The sequence below is a fragment of the Anaerosolibacter sp. genome, from assembly GCF_029240175.1.
GTDB lineage: Bacteria > Bacillota > Clostridia > Peptostreptococcales > Thermotaleaceae > Anaerosolibacter.
Genome location: NZ_JARBTM010000006.1, coordinates 95,227 through 119,864 on the forward strand (window position 1 = coordinate 95,227; position 24,638 = coordinate 119,864).

The 24,638-nt window shown below is 39.6% G+C and carries 16 protein-coding genes; 6 read left to right on the forward strand and 10 right to left on the reverse strand.

Annotation, left to right across the window (positions count from 1 at the left end):
- Positions 1-20: 20 nt before the first annotated feature.
- Positions 21-1,154: a hypothetical protein gene (locus K0R93_RS06375; RefSeq protein WP_300299122.1), complete on the reverse strand. Its 1,134-nt coding sequence runs from the start codon at positions 1,152-1,154 to the stop codon at positions 21-23.
- A 227-nt stretch (positions 1,155-1,381) separates the two neighbouring features.
- On the opposite strand from K0R93_RS06375, the gene glgB reads away from it, so the two are divergent.
- From glgB to K0R93_RS06405, 6 genes are all read left to right on the forward strand, one after another.
- Positions 1,382-3,304 (forward strand): 1,4-alpha-glucan branching protein GlgB, encoded by a 1,923-nt coding sequence (glgB, locus tag K0R93_RS06380; RefSeq protein ID WP_300299124.1) that lies wholly within the window; start codon positions 1,382-1,384, stop codon positions 3,302-3,304.
- A gap of 4 nt (positions 3,305-3,308) precedes the next feature.
- Positions 3,309-4,517 (forward strand): glucose-1-phosphate adenylyltransferase, encoded by a 1,209-nt coding sequence (locus tag K0R93_RS06385; protein WP_300299126.1) that lies wholly within the window; start codon positions 3,309-3,311, stop codon positions 4,515-4,517.
- Positions 4,518-4,531: 14 nt separating this feature from the next.
- On the forward strand, positions 4,532-5,641 hold the full coding sequence (gene glgD / locus K0R93_RS06390; protein ID WP_300299128.1) for a glucose-1-phosphate adenylyltransferase subunit GlgD: 1,110 nt from the start codon (positions 4,532-4,534) through the stop codon (positions 5,639-5,641).
- Positions 5,642-5,659: 18 nt separating this feature from the next.
- Complete coding sequence (glgA, locus tag K0R93_RS06395) at positions 5,660-7,102, forward strand: glycogen synthase GlgA (protein WP_300299130.1); 1,443 nt, start codon at positions 5,660-5,662, stop codon at positions 7,100-7,102.
- 21 nt (positions 7,103-7,123) lie between these two features.
- Complete coding sequence (locus K0R93_RS06400) at positions 7,124-9,550, forward strand: glycogen/starch/alpha-glucan phosphorylase (protein WP_300299132.1); 2,427 nt, start codon at positions 7,124-7,126, stop codon at positions 9,548-9,550.
- A gap of 209 nt (positions 9,551-9,759) precedes the next feature.
- Positions 9,760-11,724, forward strand: coding sequence for a glycoside hydrolase family 13 protein (locus K0R93_RS06405; protein WP_300299134.1), 1,965 nt, complete (start codon positions 9,760-9,762; stop codon positions 11,722-11,724).
- Between the two features lie 19 nt (positions 11,725-11,743).
- On the opposite strand, the gene K0R93_RS06410 is transcribed toward K0R93_RS06405, so the two are convergent.
- The 9 genes from K0R93_RS06410 to mutY form a co-directional block, all read right to left on the reverse strand.
- Entirely contained in the window at positions 11,744-12,967 is a 1,224-nt protein-coding gene (locus K0R93_RS06410; RefSeq protein WP_300299136.1) for a S41 family peptidase, read from the reverse strand.
- 343 nt (positions 12,968-13,310) lie between these two features.
- Positions 13,311-14,153 carry an aminotransferase class IV gene (locus K0R93_RS06415; RefSeq protein WP_300299138.1) on the reverse strand — a complete coding sequence of 281 codons (843 nt, stop codon included), beginning with the start codon at positions 14,151-14,153 and terminating at the stop codon, positions 13,311-13,313.
- 90 nt (positions 14,154-14,243) lie between these two features.
- Complete coding sequence (locus K0R93_RS06420; RefSeq protein WP_300299140.1) at positions 14,244-15,023, reverse strand: ATP-binding cassette domain-containing protein; 780 nt, start codon at positions 15,021-15,023, stop codon at positions 14,244-14,246.
- Between the two features lie 14 nt (positions 15,024-15,037).
- Positions 15,038-16,006, reverse strand: a complete 969-nt coding sequence (locus tag K0R93_RS06425) for an ABC transporter ATP-binding protein (RefSeq protein ID WP_300299142.1) — start codon at positions 16,004-16,006, stop codon at positions 15,038-15,040.
- A 16-nt stretch (positions 16,007-16,022) separates the two neighbouring features.
- The gene (locus tag K0R93_RS06430; protein WP_300299144.1) at positions 16,023-18,326 is read right to left on the reverse strand and encodes a hypothetical protein; all 2,304 of its coding nucleotides are present in this window, start codon (positions 18,324-18,326) and stop codon (positions 16,023-16,025) included.
- Positions 18,323-20,776 carry a M28 family peptidase gene (locus K0R93_RS06435; protein ID WP_300299146.1) on the reverse strand — a complete coding sequence of 818 codons (2,454 nt, stop codon included), beginning with the start codon at positions 20,774-20,776 and terminating at the stop codon, positions 18,323-18,325. The genes K0R93_RS06430 and K0R93_RS06435 overlap by 4 nt, the downstream gene beginning before the upstream one ends.
- A gap of 234 nt (positions 20,777-21,010) precedes the next feature.
- Entirely contained in the window at positions 21,011-21,505 is a 495-nt protein-coding gene (locus tag K0R93_RS06440) for a rubrerythrin family protein (protein WP_300299148.1), read from the reverse strand.
- A 216-nt stretch (positions 21,506-21,721) separates the two neighbouring features.
- A complete protein-coding gene (locus tag K0R93_RS06445) occupies positions 21,722-23,083 on the reverse strand; it encodes an MATE family efflux transporter (protein WP_300299150.1) in 1,362 nt (453 codons plus the stop codon).
- 437 nt (positions 23,084-23,520) lie between these two features.
- Complete coding sequence (mutY, locus tag K0R93_RS06450; protein ID WP_300299152.1) at positions 23,521-24,618, reverse strand: A/G-specific adenine glycosylase; 1,098 nt, start codon at positions 24,616-24,618, stop codon at positions 23,521-23,523.
- Positions 24,619-24,638 lie beyond the last annotated feature (20 nt).

A 24,638-nucleotide genomic window follows, 5' to 3' on the forward strand; every position in this document is an offset into this window, starting at 1 on the left:
CCAGCTGAGGCTGGTCTTCTTTATTTAATTCTTTCAATCCATCTTTTCACGAAGCTTGCCGATAGATTTAGCTCAAAAATAACTGACGAGGTTTTGGGTACAATAATCAATCCTAAATGATGAATGCCATACTCATTTTTGTATTCTATGGTCCTATGCTTTCCTCCTGTATCCACGACCTCCATCCATATTCCCTTCGGTAAACCGCTGAGAATGCTGCGAATATCTTCCTTATGATCTATTTGTTGATTATTCATTCGTAGGATTACATCACCGGGGTATAGGTCAATTTTTTCTCCAAATGGATCTTTTTTCACATCCAATATGGTAATGCCTTGGCGGTGATGCCTAAATAATGGTGCTTTTTTTTGCTCTTCCCTCTGTCCCCACAGTACCAGCCCTTCATGTCCCAATGGCGCAAAAACCACAGATATCCATCGAAATAGGATATATTCCCTTGCCATCATTGAAAAAGAAATAAGTATCAAACTATATATTAGAAGTCTTATGGCAGATCTTTGTGATTTTTTCCTGGGCGTACTGGATAAAGCAATATCGCTGTATCCTAAGGCTGCTATCACCACGGAAAGATGTAATGGCAGAGCGTTACCCTCCAGCGCCCCTATCATCACCAATATAACGATCAATGGTATGGGCCAAAAACGCTGCAATAGGAACCCTCCGATGACTCCATATTTCTCATCCTCTAAAAAAATAGGTGTCGCATGCTGATATCCATCGCACCATATTAATACACTTTCTACCAGATGTAGTACCCCAACGATAGCCATGAGATTTGATATATCTAACCTTGGAACACCCAAAACAAGACTCATAATACCTAGCAGACCGCCTCCATAAGCGAAACATATATACCGGGCATTAATCATCATTAATAGCAACGAAACGGGTAATAGATATGTAAAATCGCCTAGTCTAACTTTGATCCCTAGTAATAGAATAACGATGGTTCCTAAAATACCGCCCAAAACCCCAATTCCTGTGGCATCCAACATTTTCTTTTTCAGTGTTGTCTTTGTAAAGCCCATATTTTTATATTCAAAGTTATGAATTTTTCTGTACTGACTAAATAGCATACCTCCTGCGATGAATATCACGCCTATTATTTTATACAATTCTAAGAACTCTCCCATTTATAACGCTCCCTTTCCCATACTTACTAAAGATTATAGCCATAAATTTATCAATTTCTTACCACTATGCTTAAAAAAATGGTATTAAAACTTCGGATTCAATCATATATATATCCTTGTGTTTAAAAAAATAGTGAAATCGGTCATTTCTATTCAACCCTTACATATACATTAATAAGGTTGTCTAATCGACCTACTAATCTATAAGAAAGGAGGCATCCACACCTATGGAGACCTTATTGTTAAATCCTGAAACCATTGGGGATTTTCAGAGAGGAGAACATTATCGCTGCTATAACTTTTTTGGTGCCCATCCAGTGATAAAAGATGGTTCACCAGGCTTTCAATTTACCCTTTGGGCGCCCAATGCCGCAGCTGTTTATTTGATTGGAGACTTTAACAATTGGAAAGGAAGCCTTCATCCATTGGAATTAATCGACCTGTCAGGTATTTGGTCTCTATTTGTTCCTGGTCTTAAGGAAGGTGTCCTATATAAATATGAGATTCATACATCAAAAGGTGTTATTTTTCATAAGGCAGATCCCTATGGCTTTTTCACTGAAAAAAGACCTGGCACAGCTTCAAAAACCTACAATCTCCATAAATATTCATGGGCTGATGAGGTGTGGCGAAAGCAGCAAATCAAAAACATCAATCATAGTAGACCTATAAACATCTACGAGGTCCATTTAGGTTCATGGAAAAGAACATGTAATGGAGACTTCTATACTTATAGGGACTTGGCCCATGGGTTGATCCCTTATGTTGTGGAAATGGGCTATACCCATGTTGAATTGTTACCTCTTACTGAACATCCCTTTGATGGTTCATGGGGCTACCAATCTACAGGATATTTTGCTGTCACAAGTCGGTATGGAACCCCAGAGGATTTTATGTATTTTGTAGACATCTGTCATCAAAACGGTATTGGGGTTATTCTAGATTGGGTTCCTGGTCATTTCTGCGCTGATGCCCATGGTCTTGCCCAATTTGATGGCGCCCCCCTTTATGAATATCAGGATCTCAAGCAATCTATGAATCACCAATGGGGCACCCATAACTTTGATTATACAAAACCTCAGGTCTGGTCTTTCCTGATTTCTGGTGCCCTCTTTTGGTTGGATATCTATCACATTGACGGTTTGCGCGTAGATGCAGTGGCATTCATGCTTTATCTGGATTTTGGAAAGTCTCATGATCAATGGACACCCAATCGTTACGGTGGTAGGGAAAACCTTGAGGCTATTGCTTTTATGAAACAGTTAAATGAAACAACGCGTCAAGCATATCCCCACGTATTTATGTTTGCCGAAGAATCATCCACATGGCCCTCCGTAACCAAACCTGCGTATCTAGGTGGTTTGGGTTACACTTATAAATGGAACATGGGATGGATGAACGACATGCTTCGTTATATGGAAATGGAGCCCATTCATCGTAAATGGCATCATGAATTGGTTACTTTTTCCCTCATGTATGCCTTTTCAGAAAATTTCGTTTTACCCCTCTCCCATGATGAAGTCGTCCATGGAAAAAAGTCTTTATTAAATAAGATGCCCGGGGATTATTGGCAAAAGTTCGCCAATCTTCGAGCCTTTTACGGCTATATGATGGCCCACCCCGGCAAAAAACTTCTATTTATGGGAGGTGAGTTTGGGCAATTCATTGAGTGGAGAGATGATCAGTGCCTTGACTGGCTGCTTTTAGATTTTGACATGCATGCTAAGCTCCATCATTATGTCCGAGCTTTAAATCATTTCTATCGATCCCAATCCTCACTATGGGAAATAGATCATACCTGGGATGGTTTTCAGTGGATAGATCCCCATGACTCCGACCAGAGTGTAATCACCTTCATGCGTAAGTCATGGAATCCTAAAGACTATCTGATCGTTCTTTGCAATTTTACACCCTTGGTACGGAAGGAATATCGTATTGGTGTTCCTCACCTAGGAGAATATCTTGAAGTATTTAATAGTGATTTGGACAATTTTGGTGGCTCCCATCAAATAAACGACATTCCCTTAAGGGCTGAAGCCATTCCTTGGCACAATCAACCTTATTCCCTAACCGTAAAGCTTCCACCCCTTGCCACCATCTATATAAAACCAAAAACCTGTAAAAAGAAATGGAACCTATTAAGGAGGTAGAAAGATGCATAAAAAAGAATGTATTGCCATGATACTGGCTGGCGGCCAAGGCAGCAGACTTGGTACGCTTACAAAAAAACTGGCAAAGCCTGCGGTTCCTTTCGGAGGAAAGTACCGTATCATTGACTTTACCCTAAGTAACTGCTGCCACTCAGATATCGATACAGTAGGTGTAGTTACCCAGTATAAACCCCTCGTACTCAATTCCTATATTGGTACAGGTGCACCTTGGAATCTTGACAGTAAGGATGGAGGCGTTACTGTACTTCCCCCATATGTCAAGGAGTTGGGTGGCGAGTGGTATAAGGGCACTGCTAATGCAATTTATCAAAACATCGATTTTATCGACCATTATCATCCAGAATATGTCCTTATTCTATCCGGTGACCACATATATAAAATGGATTATGCCCTTATGCTGGATGCTCATATAAAAAAGCAAGCCCATGGTACCATATCAGTGATCGAGGTGCCTTTGGATGAAGCCAGCCGCTTTGGTATTATGAATACAAATGAACAGGATCAAATCATAGAATTTGATGAAAAGCCTCAATATCCCAAAAACAATCTCGCTTCCATGGGAATCTACATTTTTAATTGGCAGCTGCTGAAGAAATATCTTGAGGAGGATGATGCAGATCCCTCATCAAGTCATGATTTTGGAAAAAATATCATTCCTAAGATGCTTCAAGGGGATCAGAGGATGTTCGCCTATCGTTTTTCCGGCTATTGGAAGGATGTTGGCACAATTGAAAGCTATTGGGAAGCCAACATGGATTTATTATCGGACTATCCTGAGCTCGACCTATACGATCGTAACTGGAGAATCTATTCAGTCAATCCAACACAACCCCCTAACTACATCGCACCTAGTGCAGATATCCGTCGCTCCTTAATCAATGAAGGCTGCCAAATCCACGGTGAGGTTGAAAATTCAGTAATCTTCCCAGGCGTTTATGTGGGTCCTGGTTCCCGGGTTGTAGACTCAGTCCTTATGCCCTATGTAAAGGTAGGTGCCAATGTAACCATCAAGAAGTCAATTATAGGTGAACATACAGTCATTCGTAGAAATAGTGCTGTCGGCTATCAGGAGATGGAAGATTTGTTTCGCAGTAGCTCGGAAAGGAGCATCACTGTGGTTAGTGAAGGAATGGACCTGCCTCAAGGAACAAAAATTCCTAAAGGGCTATTGTTTGACCAAGACATCGTTTAGAAAGGAGTGTACATATGGGTGATTTGATGGGCATTGTAAACAATACAAAGAGCGGTACCCTTTTAAAGGAGTTATCGGATAATCGATATACAGCTGCAGTTCCCTTTGGTGGACGTTATAGAATGATTGACTTCGTTTTATCCAACATGGTAAATTCAGGCGTTCGAAACGTTGGCATTCTTGTCCAGGATAAATATCGTTCTCTCATGGATCATCTTCGTTCAGGTAAAGAATGGGGATTGGCAAGGAAAAGGGATGGTTTGTTCATCCTAACGCCCCCATACCATGACAGCATCAGAAAGGGAGATTTAGATAATTTTCATTGTAATCGCGAATATCTTGAAAAAAGCCATCAGAAGTACGTAGTCGTCTCTGGAAGCAATATCGTTTGCAATATTAATTATATGGATGCCTTACATTTCCACAAACAGTATGGTGGTGATATTACAGTCCTTTATACAGAAGAAAATACTTCCACAGCAGACCTTGGCAATGCCACTGTCTTAAGCATGAACGCCGATGGTCAGATACTATCTATGGAAGTTAGCCCCAACAAACCAAAAAGTAATCTGATTTCCATGGATATGATGATTATGGAAAAGTCACTTCTTATAGATCTCATTGATGAAGCCATTTCCAAAGGCGGTCATGATTTCCTTATGGATTGCATCATTCGAAATCTGCCTCGGTTGAAGGTATTTGGCTATCATCATCCCGGTTACGTGGGAAGAATCCATTCCGTTCAAAGCTATTTCAAACACAATATGGATTTACTCCATACGGATATTTGGGAAGAAATCTTTCTAAAAGGCGGACCCATATATACCAAGGTGAAAGATCAAGGACCTGTAAAATACATGGATAGCGCTATAGTCAAGAATTCCTTGATTGCCAATGGCTGTATTATTGAGGGCACCGTTGAGAACAGCATTCTTTTTCGTGGTGTTCGGGTTCACAAAGGAGCCATTATCAAAGACAGTATTATCTTGCAGTACTGTGAAATTGATGCAAAATCTGAGTTAAAACATATCATTCTCGATAAGGATGTTCATGTTACCCAAAATAATAAACTGAGGGGTTCTATGGAATATCCTATCATCGTTGAAAAAAACACCAGTCTATAAAGAAAGGATGATAAACATATGCTTAAAATCCTTCATATTGCTGCAGAAGCCTCACCCTTCATCAAAACTGGAGGATTGGCTGATGTCATTGGGTCCTTGCCAAAAGCCCTTCTATCAAAGGGGTTGGACGTCCGGGTCGTCCTCCCCAAGTACGGAACCATCGCCCAAGACTGGAAAGATCAGATGGTTTGGGAAAAAAGTATTACCGTTCCCTTAGCTTGGCGTAACCAATTTTGCGGCATCGAAACAATCCATCATGAAGGCATTACCTTCTATTTTCTTGACAATGAGTATTATTATAACCGTGACCGTATCTACGGTTATGAAGATGATGGGGAGAGATTTGCTTTCTTTTGCCGTGCAGCATTGGCATTTTTATCTCATATAGACTTCCAACCCCAAATTCTCCATTGTCATGATTGGCATGCTGGACTTGTCAGTGTATTCTGGGAAGCATTCTACAGCCACCTTCCTTTTTATAAGAATATGAGAACAATCTTTACGATCCATAATCTTCAATACCAAGGGGTGTTTCCTCAATACTTCCTTGGAGATGTTTTAGGATTAGATCATCGTTATTTCACCATTGATGGTTTGGAGTACCAAGGCCAGATCAATTATATGAAAGCTGGGCTTGTCTTTTCAGATTTACTTACCACAGTCAGTAAGAGCTATAGCGAGGAGATACAAACACCCTATTTTGGAGAAACCCTAGATGGTTTGCTGAGAAAGAAAAGAAAACAGCTTTTCGGCATCGTCAATGGCATTGATTATGACCTTTATTCTCCTAGCAAGGACCCCTATATTTATCTTCCCTATCACGACGACTTGCAGGATAAATCCTTTAATAAAATCAAGCTTCAAGAAGAAGTTGGTCTTCAGGTAGATTCAAATATGCCCATGATCGCCATTGTTTCCAGGCTGGTCAGCTCAAAGGGCCTGGATCTTGTTGTCCATATACTGGATGAACTTCTTACCCGTGATGTACAGTTGGTTGTACTAGGAACAGGGGATGAAAAATACGAGACCTTTTTTCAACAGGCTGTGGTGAGATATCCATCCAAACTATCGGTTCATATACAGTTTGATGATGCTTTGGCGAGAAAGATCTATGCAGCTTCAGATCTCTTCCTCATGCCATCACGCTATGAGCCTTGTGGCATTGGTCAATTGATTGCCCTGCGCTATGGTTCTATTCCTATTGTACGGGAAACTGGAGGGCTCAAGGATACCGTTCAGGCATATAATGATTATAAATGTACGGGTAATGGCTTTAGCTTTACCCATTATAATGCCCATGACATGTTATTTACCATTCAACGGGCCCTTAAGTCCTTTCAGGACAAAAAATTATGGCGCAAAGTTTTCCTTAATGCTGTTCATAGTGACTTCAGCTGGCATCAATCTGCACAACAATACATCAACCTATACAAAACATTAACTTTTCAAGGTCAAAAATGATAGGGAGTGATTTCAATACCCATGAATAAAGGACTTTTCAAACAATTGTTTTTAGAAAAATTTGAAACCATGCATGGTCAGACCATTGAAGAAGCATCCCCTATGGACATTTATATGACATTGGGTACCATGATCAGGGATTATATGAGTCGTAAATGGATCGCTACCAACAAGGCCTATGTTGATCAAGAAAAAAAGCAGGTATATTACTTTTCTATGGAGTTCCTATTGGGTAAGATGATGGAAAGAAACCTCCTTTATTTAGGTTGGAAGGAAATAGTAGAAGAGGCTTTTGGAGAACTAGCTGTGGACTTAGAATCCATTTTGTCCCTAGAACCCGATGCAGGCCTGGGCAATGGCGGTCTAGGACGATTGGCAGCATGCTTTCTTGATTCTTTTGCTTCTCTTCAATTACCAGGTCATGGCTGCGGTATCCGCTACAAATATGGTTTTTTTGATCAGAAAATCGTAGATGGTTATCAAGTGGAGCTTCCCGACCCATGGTTAAAGAATGGGAACGTGTGGGAAATCCGGAAGGCAGATAAAGCTGTGGAGGTCCGTTTTGGCGGCAATGTCCGTTTAGACCATCATGACAATACAACCATATTCATCCATGAGAACTATGATTCTGTTTTAGCAGTTCCCTATGATTCTCCCATAGTTGGTTTTCGAAACAACACTGTGAATACCCTCCGTTTATGGAGTGCAGAAACAACCATGCGAGATTTTGATTTCTCTACTTTCAATCGTGGTGATTATCTTAATGCGGTAAAATACAAACATGAAGTAGAATCTATCTCTCAAATATTATATCCTGATGATCAACACCAGGAAGGGAGAATTCTTCGACTTAAACAACAATATTTCTTGGTCTCTGCCAGTTTGCAGAGCATTATCCATCGATACAAGAAAAAAGGCGGTTCTCTCGATGAATTTTCCCATAAGATCGCAATTCACATCAACGACACCCATCCTGTATTGGCGATCCCTGAACTCATGAGGATATTCATCGATGAAGAGGAGATGGGTTGGGATCAAGCGTGGCAAATTACAACGGAAACCATTTCCTATACCAATCACACCATTTTGCCGGAAGCTTTAGAGAAATGGCCAATTGATCTATTCCAAATCCTTTTGCCACGAATCTATATGATCGTTCATGAGATCAACGAGCGTTTCTGTCATGAGCTCTGGCAGCGATATCCCAATAACTGGGATAAAATTGGTCAAATGGCTGTGGTGGCCGATGGTTATGTTCATATGGCTCACCTGGCTGTGGTAGGTAGCCATAGTATCAATGGCGTGGCAGAAATTCACTCAGAAATTCTAAAAAAACAAGTGATGCGCCACTTCCATGAATTGTTTCCTCACAAGTTCAACAATAAGACCAATGGCATTACACCCCGTCGTTGGCTTTTAAAATCTAATCCTTCTCTTGCACAGCTGATTACAGATACCATTGGACCTGCTTGGCGCAATGATTCATCAGAGTTAATACAACTTATGAAACATACTGATGACGCCTATATCAGAGATCAGGTTTTTACAATCAAGCATAATAACAAATTACGTTTAGCTAAAATCATCGAAGAAAAAACGTCTATAAAGGTAGACCCGTCTTCCATCTTTGATGTCCAAATCAAACGGATCCATGGCTACAAACGGCAAGTCCTCAATGTACTTCATATTATGGATTTATATAACCGATTGCGGGAGAATCCTGATCTTAATATACTGCCACGAACCTTTGTTTTTGCAGGCAAATCCGCACCCAGCTATTATCAAGCGAAACAAACGATCAAGCTCATTCATAGCTTGGCAGATTTAATCAACAAAGATGCTTCCATCAAAAACAAACTAAAAGTTGTCTTCCTTGAAAACTACAGTGTTTCTTTGGCTGAAAAAATTTTTCCCGCTGCAGAAGTCAGCGAACAGATTTCTACCGCCAGCAAAGAGGCATCTGGAACAGGAAATATGAAATTCATGATGAATGGTGCCATTACCCTAGGTACATTGGATGGTGCAAATATTGAAATCAAAGACGCTGTAGGTGAAGAAAATATAGTGATTTTTGGTCTAACGGCCCATGATGTTTTAGCCTATTATCGTGATGGAGGATATAATGCTTGGGATATGTACCACCAGGATCCAAGAATAAAAATGATTCTCACCCAGCTCATCAATGGTTTTTTACCCGGAGCCCAAGATGAATTTAGGAGTGTTTACGATGCCCTCCTTTATCAAAATGATGAATACTTTGTTCTAAAGGACTTTTCTTCCTATGTGGATGCCCATAATCGCGTGAATACCCTATATAGTAATCGTAATCAATGGCTGAAAATGAGCATCTGTAACATTGCCCAATCAGGAAGATTCTCCAGCGACCGTACCATTTCTGAGTATGCCTCGGGTATATGGAAAATTGAGCCGGTGTATATTGCAGAGTGATTCAACGTTATAACGGATTCTCAGTAGCCTTCTTTCTCCTGGAATATGCTCTTTATCTTGTTAGCCGTTAGCGGGTTAGCGGTTTAAAATCTTTTACGGCTAACGGCTAACTGCTAACCTGTAAAAGAATAAATTCTAGTACAGCTTTATTGTGTAAGTACACATCAAAACTTGATATATGACTACTCTACAGAAAGGCTGGTGATCCATTGTCTATTCCTTGGATTCATCATGATTCTTATCAATCTTTTTATCGTAAACCCTTTGGCGCAGTACCCTGTAATCAAAAAATTTCTTTACGCTTATCTATTCGTACCGAAGGAGAAACCATCCATCAAGTTCATTTGCGCCTTTGGACTGATCAGGAGGGTGAGAAGAAGATGCCCATGGATCAACTGGAACCTATGAACCATGGACAGATCTATGGAGGTACTTTCGATACGCCTTCTTTCCCTTGCCTAATATGGTATTATTTTATCGTTACCACGGATAAAGGGACTTACTTCTATGGTAATAATTCACTTCAACAAGGCGGCATGGGACAAATCTATCACCAGGAGCCCCCTGCTTATCAAATTACTGTATATAAAGAAAATAGTTCCGTACCTTCTTGGTATAAGTCCTCCATCATGTATCAGATTTTTGTAGATCGATTTTATAATGGCACAGAAGATGGGAAAATCATGAACCCCAAACCAGGAGCATACCTTTATACCGATTGGTATGCTCCTCCTTCCTATATCCGTGATCATAAAACGGGTGCCATTCAGCAATATGATTTCTTCGGCGGAAACCTGCTGGGTATTCGCAAAAAACTTTCTTATTTGAACTCACTTGGTATTAATATCCTCTATTTGAATCCAATTTTCGAATCTCCCAGCAACCATAAATATGACACAGCTGATTATAAAGAAGTTGACCCTATGTACGGTGATACAGATACGTTCCGCCTGCTCTGCCAAGAAGCCAAGGCGCTTGGAATTTCAATTATCTTGGATGGGGTTTTCAGTCATACGTGCAGTGACAGCATTTATTTCAATAAAAATAGTACTTATCCAAGCCTTGGTGCATATCAATCTCCTGCTTCCCCGTACTACTCATGGTATCGCTTTGCAGTTTATCCCGATCAATATGAATGCTGGTGGGGAATTGATACCATGCCCAATACCAATGAAATAGCTCCTAGCTTTCAAAACTTCATTATCCATGATGCAACAAGTGTTGTCCAACATTGGATGAATTTAGGCACTAAGGGTTGGCGTTTGGATGTGGCTGATGAATTGCCCGGGTCATTTATTAAAGCTTTTCGGAAACGGATCAAGCAAATAGATCCTGATAGTATTCTTATTGGAGAAGTCTGGGAGGACGCATCCAATAAAGTTAGTCATGGAGAATCAAGAGAATATTTATTCGGCGAAGAATTGGATTCTGTCATGAATTATCCCTTTCGCCGCATTCTTTTAGACTTTATCTTAGGTCATTCCAATGGTCAAGAAACCCATGGCTCCCTTATGCATTTATATGAAAACTATCCTCTCCACCACTTTTATGCTGCCATGAATCTTGTAGGTAGCCACGATGTACCTAGAATACTAACCTTATTGGGGGATGCACCGCCTGAATCAGCCCTAAGCAAGGATGAACAAAGCCGTTACCAGCTCTCCATTGAACAAAAGAAAAAAGCCTTAAAAAGGTTAAAACTCCTTAGTTTACTTCAAATGACTTTTCCAGGTATCCCTTGTATATACTATGGAGATGAAGCAGGACTAGAAGGCTATAGCGACCCATTAAATCGCAGAACATATCCATGGGGGAAAGAAAATCAAGACTTGCTTGGTTGGTATAAAAACATCATAAAAATCCGTCGTCAATATGATGCCCTTTCCACAGGGGATTGGATTTCCTGGCCCATTCATGAAGATATTTATGGTTTTATGCGCAGCATTGAATTTGGGCGGGATGTGTTTGGAGAAGAGAAACACAATAGCCGAATCTTTGTATTTGCCAATAGAAGCCTTCTGCATGAGATTCACTTTTCCATTGATGTGGTCCTACTGGGTGATCATGCCTGGATCGATATACTCCATGACAACAACGAAATCCCAGTTCTTAATGGAAAGTTAAATATTACATTAAAACCCCTGGAAGGCAAAATAATCGTGCAGATGCTGTAAGCTTCTGCACGATTCATTATTATTGATTCGCCATCTTTTGTCTTAATACTTCAATGCCCTTTTGAAGCTGAACATCATCAGCATCCTTAACTTCTTCTTGAACAGTTTCTTCTTCAGGAGCTTCCACCACAATATCTGGCTCAATGCCCTTCCCGTGGATATAGGTACCATTCGGTGTAAAGTATTGGGAGGTAGTAAGCTTAAATCCCGTTCCATCTTCTAAAGGTTTCACCCTCTGCACCAAACCCTTTCCAAAGGTCGTCGTTCCGATTAGGGTTCCAGACTTCGTATCCTTTACAGCACCTGACAGAATCTCTGACGCACTGGCACTTCCTTTGTTTACCAGAATCACATATGGAACCTCAACTTTTCCAGCGTTGGAATATTCATATTCCCTTTCGCCAGAACGATCTTGGGTATAGACTACCACTGTCTTACCCAATAATTCATCGGCAATTTTTACACACTCACTGAGAAGGCCTCCAGGATTGTTCCTTAGGTCAATGACCAACCCTTTCATGTTCTTCTTTTGCAATTCTGTAAGCTGCGTCTTGAAATCCTCTGCAGTCATCTCATCGAACATGGTAACCCGTATATAACCCAGGTCATTCTCCAGCATTCTAGACTTTACTGTCTTTAAGCGAATCTCTTCTCGAACAATCTCTACATCAAAGGGCTGCATCTTTCCTTCTCTATAAACCGATAAGGTTACCTTGGTACCAGGATCACCCTTTATAATCGCCACTGCTTCATCCAGTTTTTCACCAGAATATTCTTTTCCATTTACTTTCAAGATCTTGTCTCCAGATTTTAGACCTGCTCGTTCTCCTGGTGTATCCTCAATAGGAGATACGACTGTAATGTAGCCGTCCTCTCCAGGGGTCATGATGACGCCAATCCCCCCATAGGTTCCTTTGGTATGAGTCATAAAATCTTCAAATTCTTTTTTATTCATATAGACGGAGTATGGATCTTCTAAAGATTGAAATAGTCCTTTAATGATCCCATCCTCAATTTTGCTTTCATCTACTTCCTTATAATAATTGGTTTCGATAAAATCTTTCAAACTAAGGACCTTATTGTATGTTTTTGATATGTCCTTATAATAGTCGTAATTCTTTTTGGTAATGATAACTTTTTCTCCTACACTCAATGCGAACACATTTGTAACGGTGAAAGTAATCACACTGGTTAGCAGTACCAAAATCATGGCACCTAATATGGCATTCTTTTTACTGATCATATTATGCTTCACCTCATTTAAGAATAATTGGTACTGTTTGCGCGGACTCATCAGCATAATTTATATTATTCCTTACCTGACTTGAATATAACAATATTTTATACGCTTTTATCAAACACAACAGTAGGACGCTTCAAATATCATTTAAGTTCTTTTACCTATCAATTATACCATCTATTTCTTTCTTTGCAAATTTATCCGATGGATAACACGACTTGGCGTTCAGGTGGAGTTACCTGTGCCCGCGGGTGCAAACTCCATCTGAACGCCAAGTCTTAGTTGATAAGCCGGGTGTGAAACCCGGCGAACTCATCGTATTATATCCTTTCGAAATCATAACGATCTAAGATGACCATATCTTACAAGAATTTGTGTATTCGATCATATCAGCTTGGTATCCCTGGGCTATCTTTTCTGTAACAGAATGGTGTATGTCCGTAAAAACATGATTCCCAATGCTGTGAATTGGTAGAACATTGACTGAAGTTCCTGTCATAAAAGCACCCTCCATTTGAAGCATTTCCTTCTCATGGATATGCTCCTCTATTACATTTACTCCCACTTTTTCGCAAATCTCCATGATTCGCATCCTGGTTACACCTAGCAGTACTTCCCCTGGCGGTGCAGTATATGCTTGCTCACCTTTTACAAAAAATATATTGGATCGACTACCTTCCGTTATGTATCCTTCTTGATTAACCAATATCGCTTCGAAAGCCCCCTCCAACTTCATTTTTTCACTAATTTTCTTTCTCAAATCCAAATTCACGACCTTGGCATTGGGGTTTTCACGCTGAGAATGGAATAAAATAGTATGAATTCCCTTATCATAAATCTTTTCTTCTGGATAATGGCTTTCTACAAAGTACTGAAGAAACAAATGATTTTTCTCATGGAAGTTACTGCACAGTAATTTTATATTCATTTCTGGCCCTTTATTTGCCTCAATCAGCTTTTTCATCTCGTCAATGATTTCTTGATCACTCTTAAGAATCTTATATCCCAAAAGTTCTGCTGATTTTCTCATTCTTTCCAAATGAGCCTCTAGGTATAGGGGAATGCGATCCATCACACGGATTACCTCATATATGCTTTGAGACTGAATATGTTGGAATATCTCATCTTCTTTCGTAGAATATAGGCCGCCATTTGCTATAAAAAAGTCAAGTATTGCCTCTTTCTTCATTTTGTCACCTCGAAATTTTAGTCATGGTCCACACGAGTATTATATCCTAAAACCTGCACTCTTTACCAGTTCCTTCCCCATCAATAATTCTTACAGCATCGCTTCTATCAGCTGCTTTGTATAATCATTCCTTGGATTTAGCATAATCTGTTCCTTGTCTCCCATTTCAACAATTCTTCCCTTGAACATGACGGCAATACGGTCGCAAATATGCTGGACCACTTTTAAATCATGGGAAATAAATAGATAGGTCAGTGACAGTTCCTTTTTGAGATCAATCAATAGATTCAATATCTGGCCTTGTACAGAAACATCCAATGCAGATACAGGTTCATCACAAATGACCAATTTAGGTCTCGAAGCAATGGCACGGGCAATCCCTATCCGTTGTTTCTGCCCACCACTCAGCTGATATGTATACTTATTTTTATCTTTCCCAGTCAATCCAACCATATTCAAAAGCCTATCAACTTCAGCCTCTATCTCTGTTGCTGGCACAATACTATAAATCCGTAGGGGGGCAGCAATAATCTCACCAATCGTTACTTTGGGATCAAGGGTTTCTTGGGCCTGCTGAAAAATAATTTGAATATCTTTTCTCTTTCTTCGCATATTCTTTTCATCCATCTGTAACACATTTTCACCTTGGAAGAATACACGCCCAGTATCTGCGTGAATCAACCTGAGAATCAGTTCTCCCGTTGTGGTTTTTCCGCTCCCGCTTTCACCAATAAGACCTAAGGTCTCTCCATGATCAATGTCAAAAGAGATATTATCAACAGCTTTTATCAGTATTTTGGGAGAAATTAAATTTTTTTTCACTACATAGTGTTTCGAGAGATTTTCAACCTGTAACAACGCTTCCCTCATAGCTCACCCTCCCCCTAATTTGATACTGCCTGTATGCATCTAACTCTTCTATTGTTTTCTCCGTTCACCATCGGCGGTATACCTTGGTTACATTGATCCATTCTTTGTTTGCATCTTTCAAAGAAAGGACATTCATTCTTTAATTCATAGGGATTCGGCGGTACGCCTTCAAGGCTGTATAGGGATGATTCTCCTACATTCAATGAATTCACACATTTCAACAACTCCACCGTGTATGGGTGCATGGGCTTTTCCAATACATCCCGCACCTCTCCTTCTTCCATAACAAGGCCGCCATACATAATCACGACCCTATGGCACAGGAACCTAGCCACATCAAAGTCATGGGTAATAATCATGATAGCTGTCCCATATTTTTCATTTATACCCCTAAAAATATTCAATACCTTTCGCCGTAAAGAAGCATCTATGGCACTGGTTGGTTCATCTGCAATCATCAACTTAGGCTTGCAGATAACAGCCATGGCAATATTTAATCTCTGACATTGACCTCCACTCAACTGAAAGGGGTACATATCATAGATCAGTTTGGCATCGGCTAGTCCGATTTCCTCCATAGTTTTTAATATTTCTTCCTTTTCAACCTTTATGCCATGTACCTTGACAGCTTCTTGTATTTGCTTACCTACTTTTCGATAGGGATTTAGGGATGCCACAGGATCTTGAAATATGTAGGCGATCTCCTTTCCTCGAATACTTTCTAAAGCACGTTCTGGCAGCTTCAATAGGTCCTGATCTTTGAACCGTATCTCTCCTCCATCTATTCTTCCATCTCCATCAGAAACCAATCCCAAAATGGCCGTTGAACTAACCGTTTTACCACTTCCTGACTCCCCTAAAATTCCTACAATTTCTCCCTGATAAACATCTAAATCAATCTCCCGAACCACTTGTATCCGATTTTGACCATAGGCAAAAGAGATTTTAAGATCTTTTATCTGCAATAACTTTCTATCCTCCATAGCGCCTCACATCCAATTAATGATTATTGTTTTTTAAGGTTTCAAGTAAACTTTTACCCAATTCATCAAGGGTTAGTAATTTGTTTGTATTCCCCTTATCTTCTTGCATACTTAAAATAATGGTAGGTGTATTGACCTCATAGTAGAGAATCTTATCCATATAATTTTCCCCCTTGGCACCAGGGTACATATCTACCTTATACTCATTTTGAACAACATTCCTTTTTGCTATTGCATTTTCCAATTGATGGTTAAAACTAAAGGAAAAATATCTGGTGATCGGTGCCTGCCTGCTGTTATAGTATAGATGACCCTTATCTGTATAAATCCTCGTTAAGTCTACATATAATTCACTTTTTTCCGGATTATACAAAGGCTGCTTTCCATAGGCTGTTTTACCGTTGTAAGAATCACTTACCGTTCCATCCCAGAATACGAAAATAATCGTTCTACGCTTCTCCTGATCCATCTGAATCAATTTCCTTGCAAGCTCTAAGCCCCACAGAATCCTTTTCTCTCCAATTTCTTTCTGATTCCTGTCGTAGTTATAGCCTATGCCAATAATGATGGCTTCCTCTCCAACCATTTTATCATTGCCGGGGATCATACCTGCAACATTTCTTCCAATATTTTCTAACTCTCTGCTCTTTAGCACGATCTGTACGTCACTGCCCGATAACTGCTTCAAACGATTTCCCGCCTCAGGTGTAACCCACATGACGACACCGTTATATACCTCATTTCCCATGGGATACGGCAGTGCTTTTTTTGCTGGTAGAATGCAAAAGATCCCTTTTACTTCTGATTCTGTCATGATTTTCTTTACTAGGTACTGAAATCCTTTCTCTGAGTAAATATTGCTGTCCAATAACACAAACTGATCCTTCATATTTGTAAAATCTATGGTAGAAAGCAGTTCCATTTCCGATGCATCATAAAGCTCACCATTTAGCTCCTTATTTCCAAAGCTTTGGAATACAAAGTCTGTTTGGTGGACAAATTCCTCTATTTCCATGGCTGTAGATACCACCTTTAACCTGGCTTCCGTAGGAACATAGATCTTCTCCGTTGTATATTCTGAGATATATCCCTTTTCAGACATTGGTTTGAGTCCAATTTTCATAAGGGAATCACCAATATTCTGTGCCATTTTTTTACTCTGCTCAGTACCAATCAAAACTTCATCGAAAGCCTCATGGACGAATATCTCCTTAGCATCCGTATATTGAAAAACTGCTGAATACTGATTCCATGCACCTATACCCATAACCGCTAGGAAAGCACAAGATACACTTATTACTATGTAAATCTTCTGTTTTCTAGCCACAGTCGACTTTTGCCTAACAAACAGTTTTAACTTCCCAAAACTCAACATACCCCTTAAGCCTGTTAAATACACTGAATTTTTTTCCTGAAATTCCTTTCTCAATCCCTCACCAATGAGGTTAAAGCCTAAAATACTGATAAAGAAAGCGATCCCAGGAAAAATTACTGTCCAAGGGGCTAACCGTATGTAATTTCTTGCACTGCCCAACATGCTTGCCCATTCAGGTTCATAGCTAATATTTAGAAATGTAGTCTGCCCGCCCTCTGTATCTGCTATGAATCCCATGTTTCCAACAAATACACCGAAAATACCGAACTGCATCATCATCGTTAGAACCCTTGCGATTTCCATAAAAAACAAAATTACCAATTCTGCAGTCAAATGAGGGATGACATTTTCAAGGGTAATTTGTAACCTGCTCTTTCCTATGGCAATTTCTCCTTTGATAAAGGGCTTCCCTAAAGTCTCTTGGACTCTTTCCATAATCATTTTTCCAAGCTTGGCCCAATCAACAATCGTTAAGACCAGCACAAAAGCAACGATTGATTGTTCCCTATACAAATTGGTAAAAAAATTCATCTTCAAAATGATGACCCCAATGAGTAATGCCGGAAGAGCCGTAAAGATAATACTGCATTGTTCAATAATCATTTTTGAGGTATAACTTCCAAATCCTGCCGCTACGCCTAAGGGCAATGCCAACAGAAATCTACCTATAACTACAAATATGCTTATGGTCAACGTAAGCTTTGTACCATAGATAATAAAGGCTAAAATATCTCTTCCCATCTCGTCGGTACCTAATGGGTTCTCTTCAGATGGTGGAAAAGGCGGTGCTTGAAGGTTCAACTCACCATTTTCATAATTCCATGTTCGCATTGTTTGTGCAGTATACGGATTTATATCTGTTAGCAGGCTAGGGAAGTTTATAGTAAATATTAAAACAACCAAGATACAACTCCCTATGATAAGGGATAGATTTTTCTTTTTCATTGTATCCCCTCCCTTTTTAGCGGATTTACCATAAATGCTAACAATGCAAATCCTGCGTTAAGCACAACGTACATGATCCCTAAAGACAGAGACAACCCTATGAAGGTTGCTTGATCACTTTCCTGATATGCCTTTAAGAGCATATATATTACCCCAGGATAATGAAAAAAATATTCTACTACAATCAAGTTTGAGATGATAATGGGTACCACCGAGGATAAGGAATCTATCACTTTCATGGTTACACCAATCAATAGGTGTAATGTTAATATCTTATTTTTTGAAAGACCTTTGGCTCTTGCAGCTTTAACATATCCTTTTCTCATTTCTTCATGAATAACGATGGTGGTTATCCTCGCCATATATACTGAAGGAACCACAGATAAACAAATTAGTGGAAGAACGAATTTTCTCGTGATCTCTTTGGTCATTACGGGTACTAAAATATTGTACTTATACATAAAAACAACTAGCAATTGAACTCCTATCACAATAAGGACATCTGGGATTGACAAAGCTACCAATGTTCCCATAGTTCTGAGACTGTCATTGTTTTGATTTCTATAACCATCCAAAATGCCCTTTATAATCCCTATAATTGTTGAGAAAATCAAGGTAGAAGCAATAAGCACCATGCTCTTGCTAAAAGAGTTCACTACAATCTTCATAATATCCTGCTGTCCAATGGATTTTCCAAAGCCATTACTAAGCAAGTTTCGAATATAAAGTATACTTTTTTTCACTGTCAGAGAAATCGATAGGTTGGTATATACACTTCCTTGATCAAGGATTAGATTAAAATTAGTAGGTATATTTGCAATAAACACCAACATAAATACGACAATGGTCGTTAGAAAAACATAATGATAAATCCTTGTTACAATGCGAAAGGGCATTGAATAGTATATATCCTCTATCTTTAGATTGCCTATCACATAATCAGGTTTTCCTTTGTTAAAATAATAGATCAGATATATCACTATGCCCAATAGGATCAACCCACTTAAAAAACTCCACTCTTGCGCATTTAAGTAGTCTGGCAGGAAGTCTCCATAGACTTCACTATTAATATAATCTAGGAGCGTAACTGCTACTTTTGATAAATTTTCTTTGCTAATGTTATCGATATTATCCTCGTAGGTGTGGATCTTATGTTTATGTCCTATGTCCTCAAAATTATCTTCAATAAGAATAGCAGGCACACCTTTCTCAATAAAAGGTCCATGATCGCTGGATAAAAAGCTGCTTTCCTTTGACTTGAAACCTCTGAGGTCTGCTAATTGCTTAAATTTATTTCGCAGCAATTGCCCTTTTGTCCCTGCAGAAGCGAAGTCGATTTCCTGCATTGTCACTGAGCCTATACAGTCCAGCTGAATGAGCTGGGTCTTTTCAAGGGGATAGATCGGATTATTTGTATAATATCTAGACCCTGCAAGACCACCTTCTTCGTTATTCCACCCAACAAATAAGATGGTCTTATCCGGTGGTGATTTTTGAGCCTTTATTACCCTGGCCATTTCCATTACCATAGCAGTTCCCGATGCATCATCCAATGCACCTGGAAAGTATGGACCATCATCGTATTCTGCACCCACATGATCTATATGGGCGGAAACGATTACATACCCTGCATCTTGTTTTTTTCCCTGTATTTTTCCAAGGATATTTGCGGTATTTACAGGATGAAAATCGTATTCATAGCCGATTTGAGCCTTATAGTTTTTTGATGCATACCGCTTTAAATTCACGAACTCTGGCATTTTTACATAGTGGAGGATGATTCCCGGATCATCAATCCTATGTAAATTCCCTGAACCCTTTATCATTCTTACGGGTTCAACCCTTCGTCTGGGATCCAATCTCCAGTCACGGTCATTTATAGTAGCTACGATAGCTTTTGCACCACATGCTTTGGCATAATGAATGTCCTCTTCCCGTAAGAGAATATCTGCCAAAAGTATCTTATCTCGTATTTCATGATCTGAATAACTCGTAATATACATGGATAGGTACAGCAATTCCCCTTCAATTTTCCCCCGTCCATCAAAAGAATCCCGATATTCCTGTCTAATACTATATTCCTCTATCCGATTTCCTTTCTCATCAGTGATATAAAAATAAGGCTTTTCGCTATAGGATGCTATCATATGTTCAAATTCCTGATAGTAGCTTCCCTTTTCTCCTCCTGGTTCTACGCCTATTTCCTTAAAATAATCCTCAACATATTTCAGTGCCAACTGGTTTCCAGCTGTACCTGGCAGACGTCCATTGTATTTGGGGGATGCAAGCTCTTCAATATGATTGTATACCCGCTCCACATCAAAGAAGGTTTCATCAAATTGTCGCTGCCATCCATTCAAAAGAATACTGCCGATGAATACTATCAACAAACACCAGATGATATAAACAGTGCTGCTTCTATTTGGTGTTTTCTCAAATCGTTTTTTCATGAAGTCCCACCCTTTTTCTTTATAAATCAGAAAATTCCATTGGTCATCATAATGATCATGTCGTTTTCCAGTCACCCAGTTTCTTTTAAACATAAGATTACTATTCTACTTCTTCATACTATTACAAATTTTATGAAATATCAAAGCAATATGCAATTTGTTACTTTTTTGTAAAATCTATTAAGACCAATAAAAAAACGGATGTTTCCATCCGTTTTTTATCTAAGCTAACAACTAATATTTAATGAACTTTTCTCCTGGCACGTTACAGATAAAACACTTCTCTGGAACTGCCTTTTCAATATTTCCACACACTGGACATAAATAATAGAATACTTCCTCATCACTATCCATGTCTGCAAGGGCTTCTTCATATAATTTCGCATGGACTTCTTCTGCCTTTAGTGCATATGTAAATGTACGAATTGCAGCTTGATTGCCTTCCTCTTCAGCGGCCTTTAAAAACTCTGGATACATATCCTTATACTCATACGTTTCCCCAGCTACTGCATCCTTCAGATTTGCTGCAGTATCCTTAATTTTTCCTGCTACTTCAAAATGTTTATGGGCATGAAGGGTTTCTGCTTCAGCAGCCGCTCTAAACAATTTTGCAGCATTGATTTTTCCTTCCGCTTCTGCTTTTTTCGCATAAGCTAAATACTTTCTGTTGGCTTGAGATTCCCCAGCAAATGCAGCCATCAAGTGTTCTAATGTTTTTTTGTTTTCCATTATTCATACCTCCATAAAGTAAATTTATTTAAATAAAATTTATTAACTAATAATTATTATAAATTAGAAGGCGCAAAAACGCAACCTTTAATTTCCATTTTTGTAAAGCCTAAACACTCATTACTAAACAATAGATACCCAAGTTATAAACGTTCAAACATTTTTTATAAATTTATTTTCATTCATTTTTTATGATCATAGAATCAGCAGTTTCCTTCATGCCATATATTGATAAATGTTTTTACGTTTATACAAAATAAAGCTTAACACAAACCGGAAAGCTAAATCTAAGGTCATAGCCAACCAAACGCCGATAATATTGAACCCAAAGTTTAGGGATAAGAGATATGCGAAAGGTAATCGCACTAGCCATAAGCCCGTGCCTGCCACAATCATAGGTACCTTTGTAAAGCCAGCACCGCGCAATGCACCATTCAGTACCCCTGCCACATTTTGAGGAATCTGAACGATTGCCATAAGCATCAAATACTTTACGCCTAATCCAATGACGCCAGCATCATTGGTCAGCAAACCCATAACCTTCCCGGGCAAAAACAGCAAGATCGCAACGCTAAAACTGGTGAGTATAATTGAACCTTTCACAATTTCAGTTATATATTTCTTCCCTAGTTCCTGATCCTTGCGTCCGATGGCTTGACCTACAAAGGCAGTGGCAGCAATGCTAAACCCTGCTGCAGGCATATAGGAGATGGCCTCCGCTTGCAATCCCAATTGATGGGCAGCTAAAGATTCAACGCCAAACTTCAAAATCAATCGTGTCAATAGGATGGTACATACCTGCCAGAAGATGGATTCAAAAGCTGTAGGCATACCCATTCTGTATATCTCTTGTATCTTTTCTTTATCAAGCTTTAGAAAGCTAGTAGTCAGTAGACCCGACAGAATACCGTCTTTGCAAAATAGAACATATAGCCCTATGCAGGCGCCGACAAATTGGGCACACGCTGTTCCTATAGCAGCACCTATAATACCTAAAGAAGGAAATCCCAGCTTACCAAAAATCAGTACATAGCTGACACAAATATTAACTATATTCATGATGAATGCTATTTTCATGGGCGTTTTTGTGTTTCCCATTCCTTGAAGCACACCGGCAACCACCAACATGATGGCAAGGAAAGGAAGGCCGAGGGATACAGTTTTTAAATAGATCAGACTCTTCTCTAATAACTCACCATCAGCGTTAAACCAACCAATAAAAAAATCTGTTTTCCAAAAAATTAGCTGCTGAATTCCAATGACAAATAGAACAGATGAAATAAGGGTCTGCTGAATGACATTTCTAAGTTTTTTATGATCCTGGGCTCCGTAAGCCTGGGCAGCATAAACTGTCCCTCCTGTGGCAATTCCTTTGAACAATGCCCATACAATCTGGGTAATACGCATGCTCAACCCCATGGCCGACACTGCCAAAGCCCCAGTCCATCCAATCATGGCTGTCGATATGAAACCTGCCAACATCTGCAGAACATTTTCCATACAAATCGGAATAACCATGGTATATATTTTCTTTCGTACTTCCACATTGGAAACTGCTTTCTTCTCTGCAAGTATCATATCGTCAACCCACTTTTCTAATATGTATTTCGTCACCCTAATCATTATATAATATTTTTTTGAAACATAGAATTTATTTTTTATGGTTAGGTACAAAATTATAGCCTATCTCAGAATTTTACGCTGATATAGGCTGTATTCGTAACAAATAAAGGATACGACAGAAGATCGAGATCAAGATTGAGATCGAGTAAAGACGGTAGGGGCGCGGGTTTTCCCGCCCGAAGACCTAAGAGATCAGCAGAAGAAGGGCAGGATGACCCTGTCCCTACGGGTTTCAATCTGGATCTCGATCTTGATCTGCGGCATTTATGCCGCATTATCCTACTTTTACGCCACATACATCCGTAATGGCGTTTTTCTTTCCCGGCATCATCTTCCCAATAGTTATTCCATAGTCCCGAATTCTCTTCTGTCCCTTCATCGCTATCCCCCGTCTATCTATTGATCTTTCTCAGTACTTTCATAAAAGCTGTAGGTATGGCATAGTTCCCTATCTCATCCAGGGTAACCCATTGAACTTGTGGATATTCAAGTACTACTTTTGAAGATAGTTTGCAGTCATACACCTTCATATTCCACTTCAGGTGGGTAAATACATGCTGAGCATCGAACACATAGGTTATATCATCCACTATTATGCCATATTCCTCGTCCAAGACTTCAATGATGTTGCTTCCTGGCTCCCATCCTTTTTCTCTGACTGCTGAAGGTAATGCCCAAAGGCTTGCCAAAAGCCCATCTTCTGGTCTTTTCATAATGAGAACCTTATCGTCGTTCCACACCAGTGCTACTTCTAGCTCTACTTCTTTTACAGCCTGCTTCTTCTTTTTGATAGGCAGTTTATTTTGAATGCCCCTTTGCGCAGCACAACACTGGTCATATACTGGACAAGCATTGCATTTAGGTGACGTGGGCGTGCAGATGAGTGCACCCAGCTCCATCAGTCCTTGATTAAAGGAAGACGGGTTTTCTCTAGGCACAACTACACACCCAATCTTCTCCATCTCACTTCTGGTCTTTCCTTCAGAAATATCATCTTCTATACAAAACAATCGTGAAAAAACCCGCATTACATTGCCATCTACAGCGGGAACAGCCTGATCATAGGCGATACTTAGAACAGCTCCTGCTGTATAGGGTCCAATCCCTGGTATCTTCTTAATTTCCTGGAGATCCTTAGGTACCTGTCCCCCGTATTGTTCCACGACAACTTTCGCTCCCCGTTGAAGGTTTCGCACCCGGGAGTAGTACCCTAATCCTTCCCAAGCCTTCAAGACTTCTTCTTCATGGGCTTGGGCTAAGTCTTCCATGGTAGGAAACTTTTCAATGAAGTTTAAAAAGTACGGAATTACCGTATCCACTCTGGTCTGTTGAAGCATTACCTCTGAGATCCATATATAGTAGGGATCACTGGTTTCCCTCCAAGGAAGTTTTCGATGATTTTTCCCATACCAATCCGTCAATTCTCTTTGAATACCAAGTACCTTTACTTGATCCAAATTATCCCAATCACCTGCTCTATACATTGCCATAGCTTATTCTCCTTCTATTC

Coding starts and splice junctions, on each gene's coding strand:
- K0R93_RS06375 (WP_300299122.1), bottom strand. CDS start 1,154: ATGGGAGAGTTCTTAGAATTGTATAAAATAATAGGCGTGATATTCATC.
- glgB (WP_300299124.1), top strand. CDS start 1,382: ATGGAGACCTTATTGTTAAATCCTGAAACCATTGGGGATTTTCAGAGA.
- K0R93_RS06385 (WP_300299126.1), top strand. CDS start 3,309: ATGCATAAAAAAGAATGTATTGCCATGATACTGGCTGGCGGCCAAGGC.
- glgD (WP_300299128.1), top strand. CDS start 4,532: ATGGGTGATTTGATGGGCATTGTAAACAATACAAAGAGCGGTACCCTT.
- glgA (WP_300299130.1), top strand. CDS start 5,660: ATGCTTAAAATCCTTCATATTGCTGCAGAAGCCTCACCCTTCATCAAA.
- K0R93_RS06400 (WP_300299132.1), top strand. CDS start 7,124: ATGAATAAAGGACTTTTCAAACAATTGTTTTTAGAAAAATTTGAAACC.
- K0R93_RS06410 (WP_300299136.1), bottom strand. CDS start 12,967: ATGATCAGTAAAAAGAATGCCATATTAGGTGCCATGATTTTGGTACTG.
- K0R93_RS06415 (WP_300299138.1), bottom strand. CDS start 14,153: ATGAAGAAAGAGGCAATACTTGACTTTTTTATAGCAAATGGCGGCCTA.
- K0R93_RS06420 (WP_300299140.1), bottom strand. CDS start 15,023: ATGAGGGAAGCGTTGTTACAGGTTGAAAATCTCTCGAAACACTATGTA.
- K0R93_RS06425 (WP_300299142.1), bottom strand. CDS start 16,006: ATGGAGGATAGAAAGTTATTGCAGATAAAAGATCTTAAAATCTCTTTT.
- K0R93_RS06430 (WP_300299144.1), bottom strand. CDS start 18,326: ATGAAAAAGAAAAATCTATCCCTTATCATAGGGAGTTGTATCTTGGTT.
- K0R93_RS06435 (WP_300299146.1), bottom strand. CDS start 20,776: ATGAAAAAACGATTTGAGAAAACACCAAATAGAAGCAGCACTGTTTAT.
- K0R93_RS06440 (WP_300299148.1), bottom strand. CDS start 21,505: ATGGAAAACAAAAAAACATTAGAACACTTGATGGCTGCATTTGCTGGG.
- K0R93_RS06445 (WP_300299150.1), bottom strand. CDS start 23,083: ATGATACTTGCAGAGAAGAAAGCAGTTTCCAATGTGGAAGTACGAAAG.
- mutY (WP_300299152.1), bottom strand. CDS start 24,618: ATGGCAATGTATAGAGCAGGTGATTGGGATAATTTGGATCAAGTAAAG.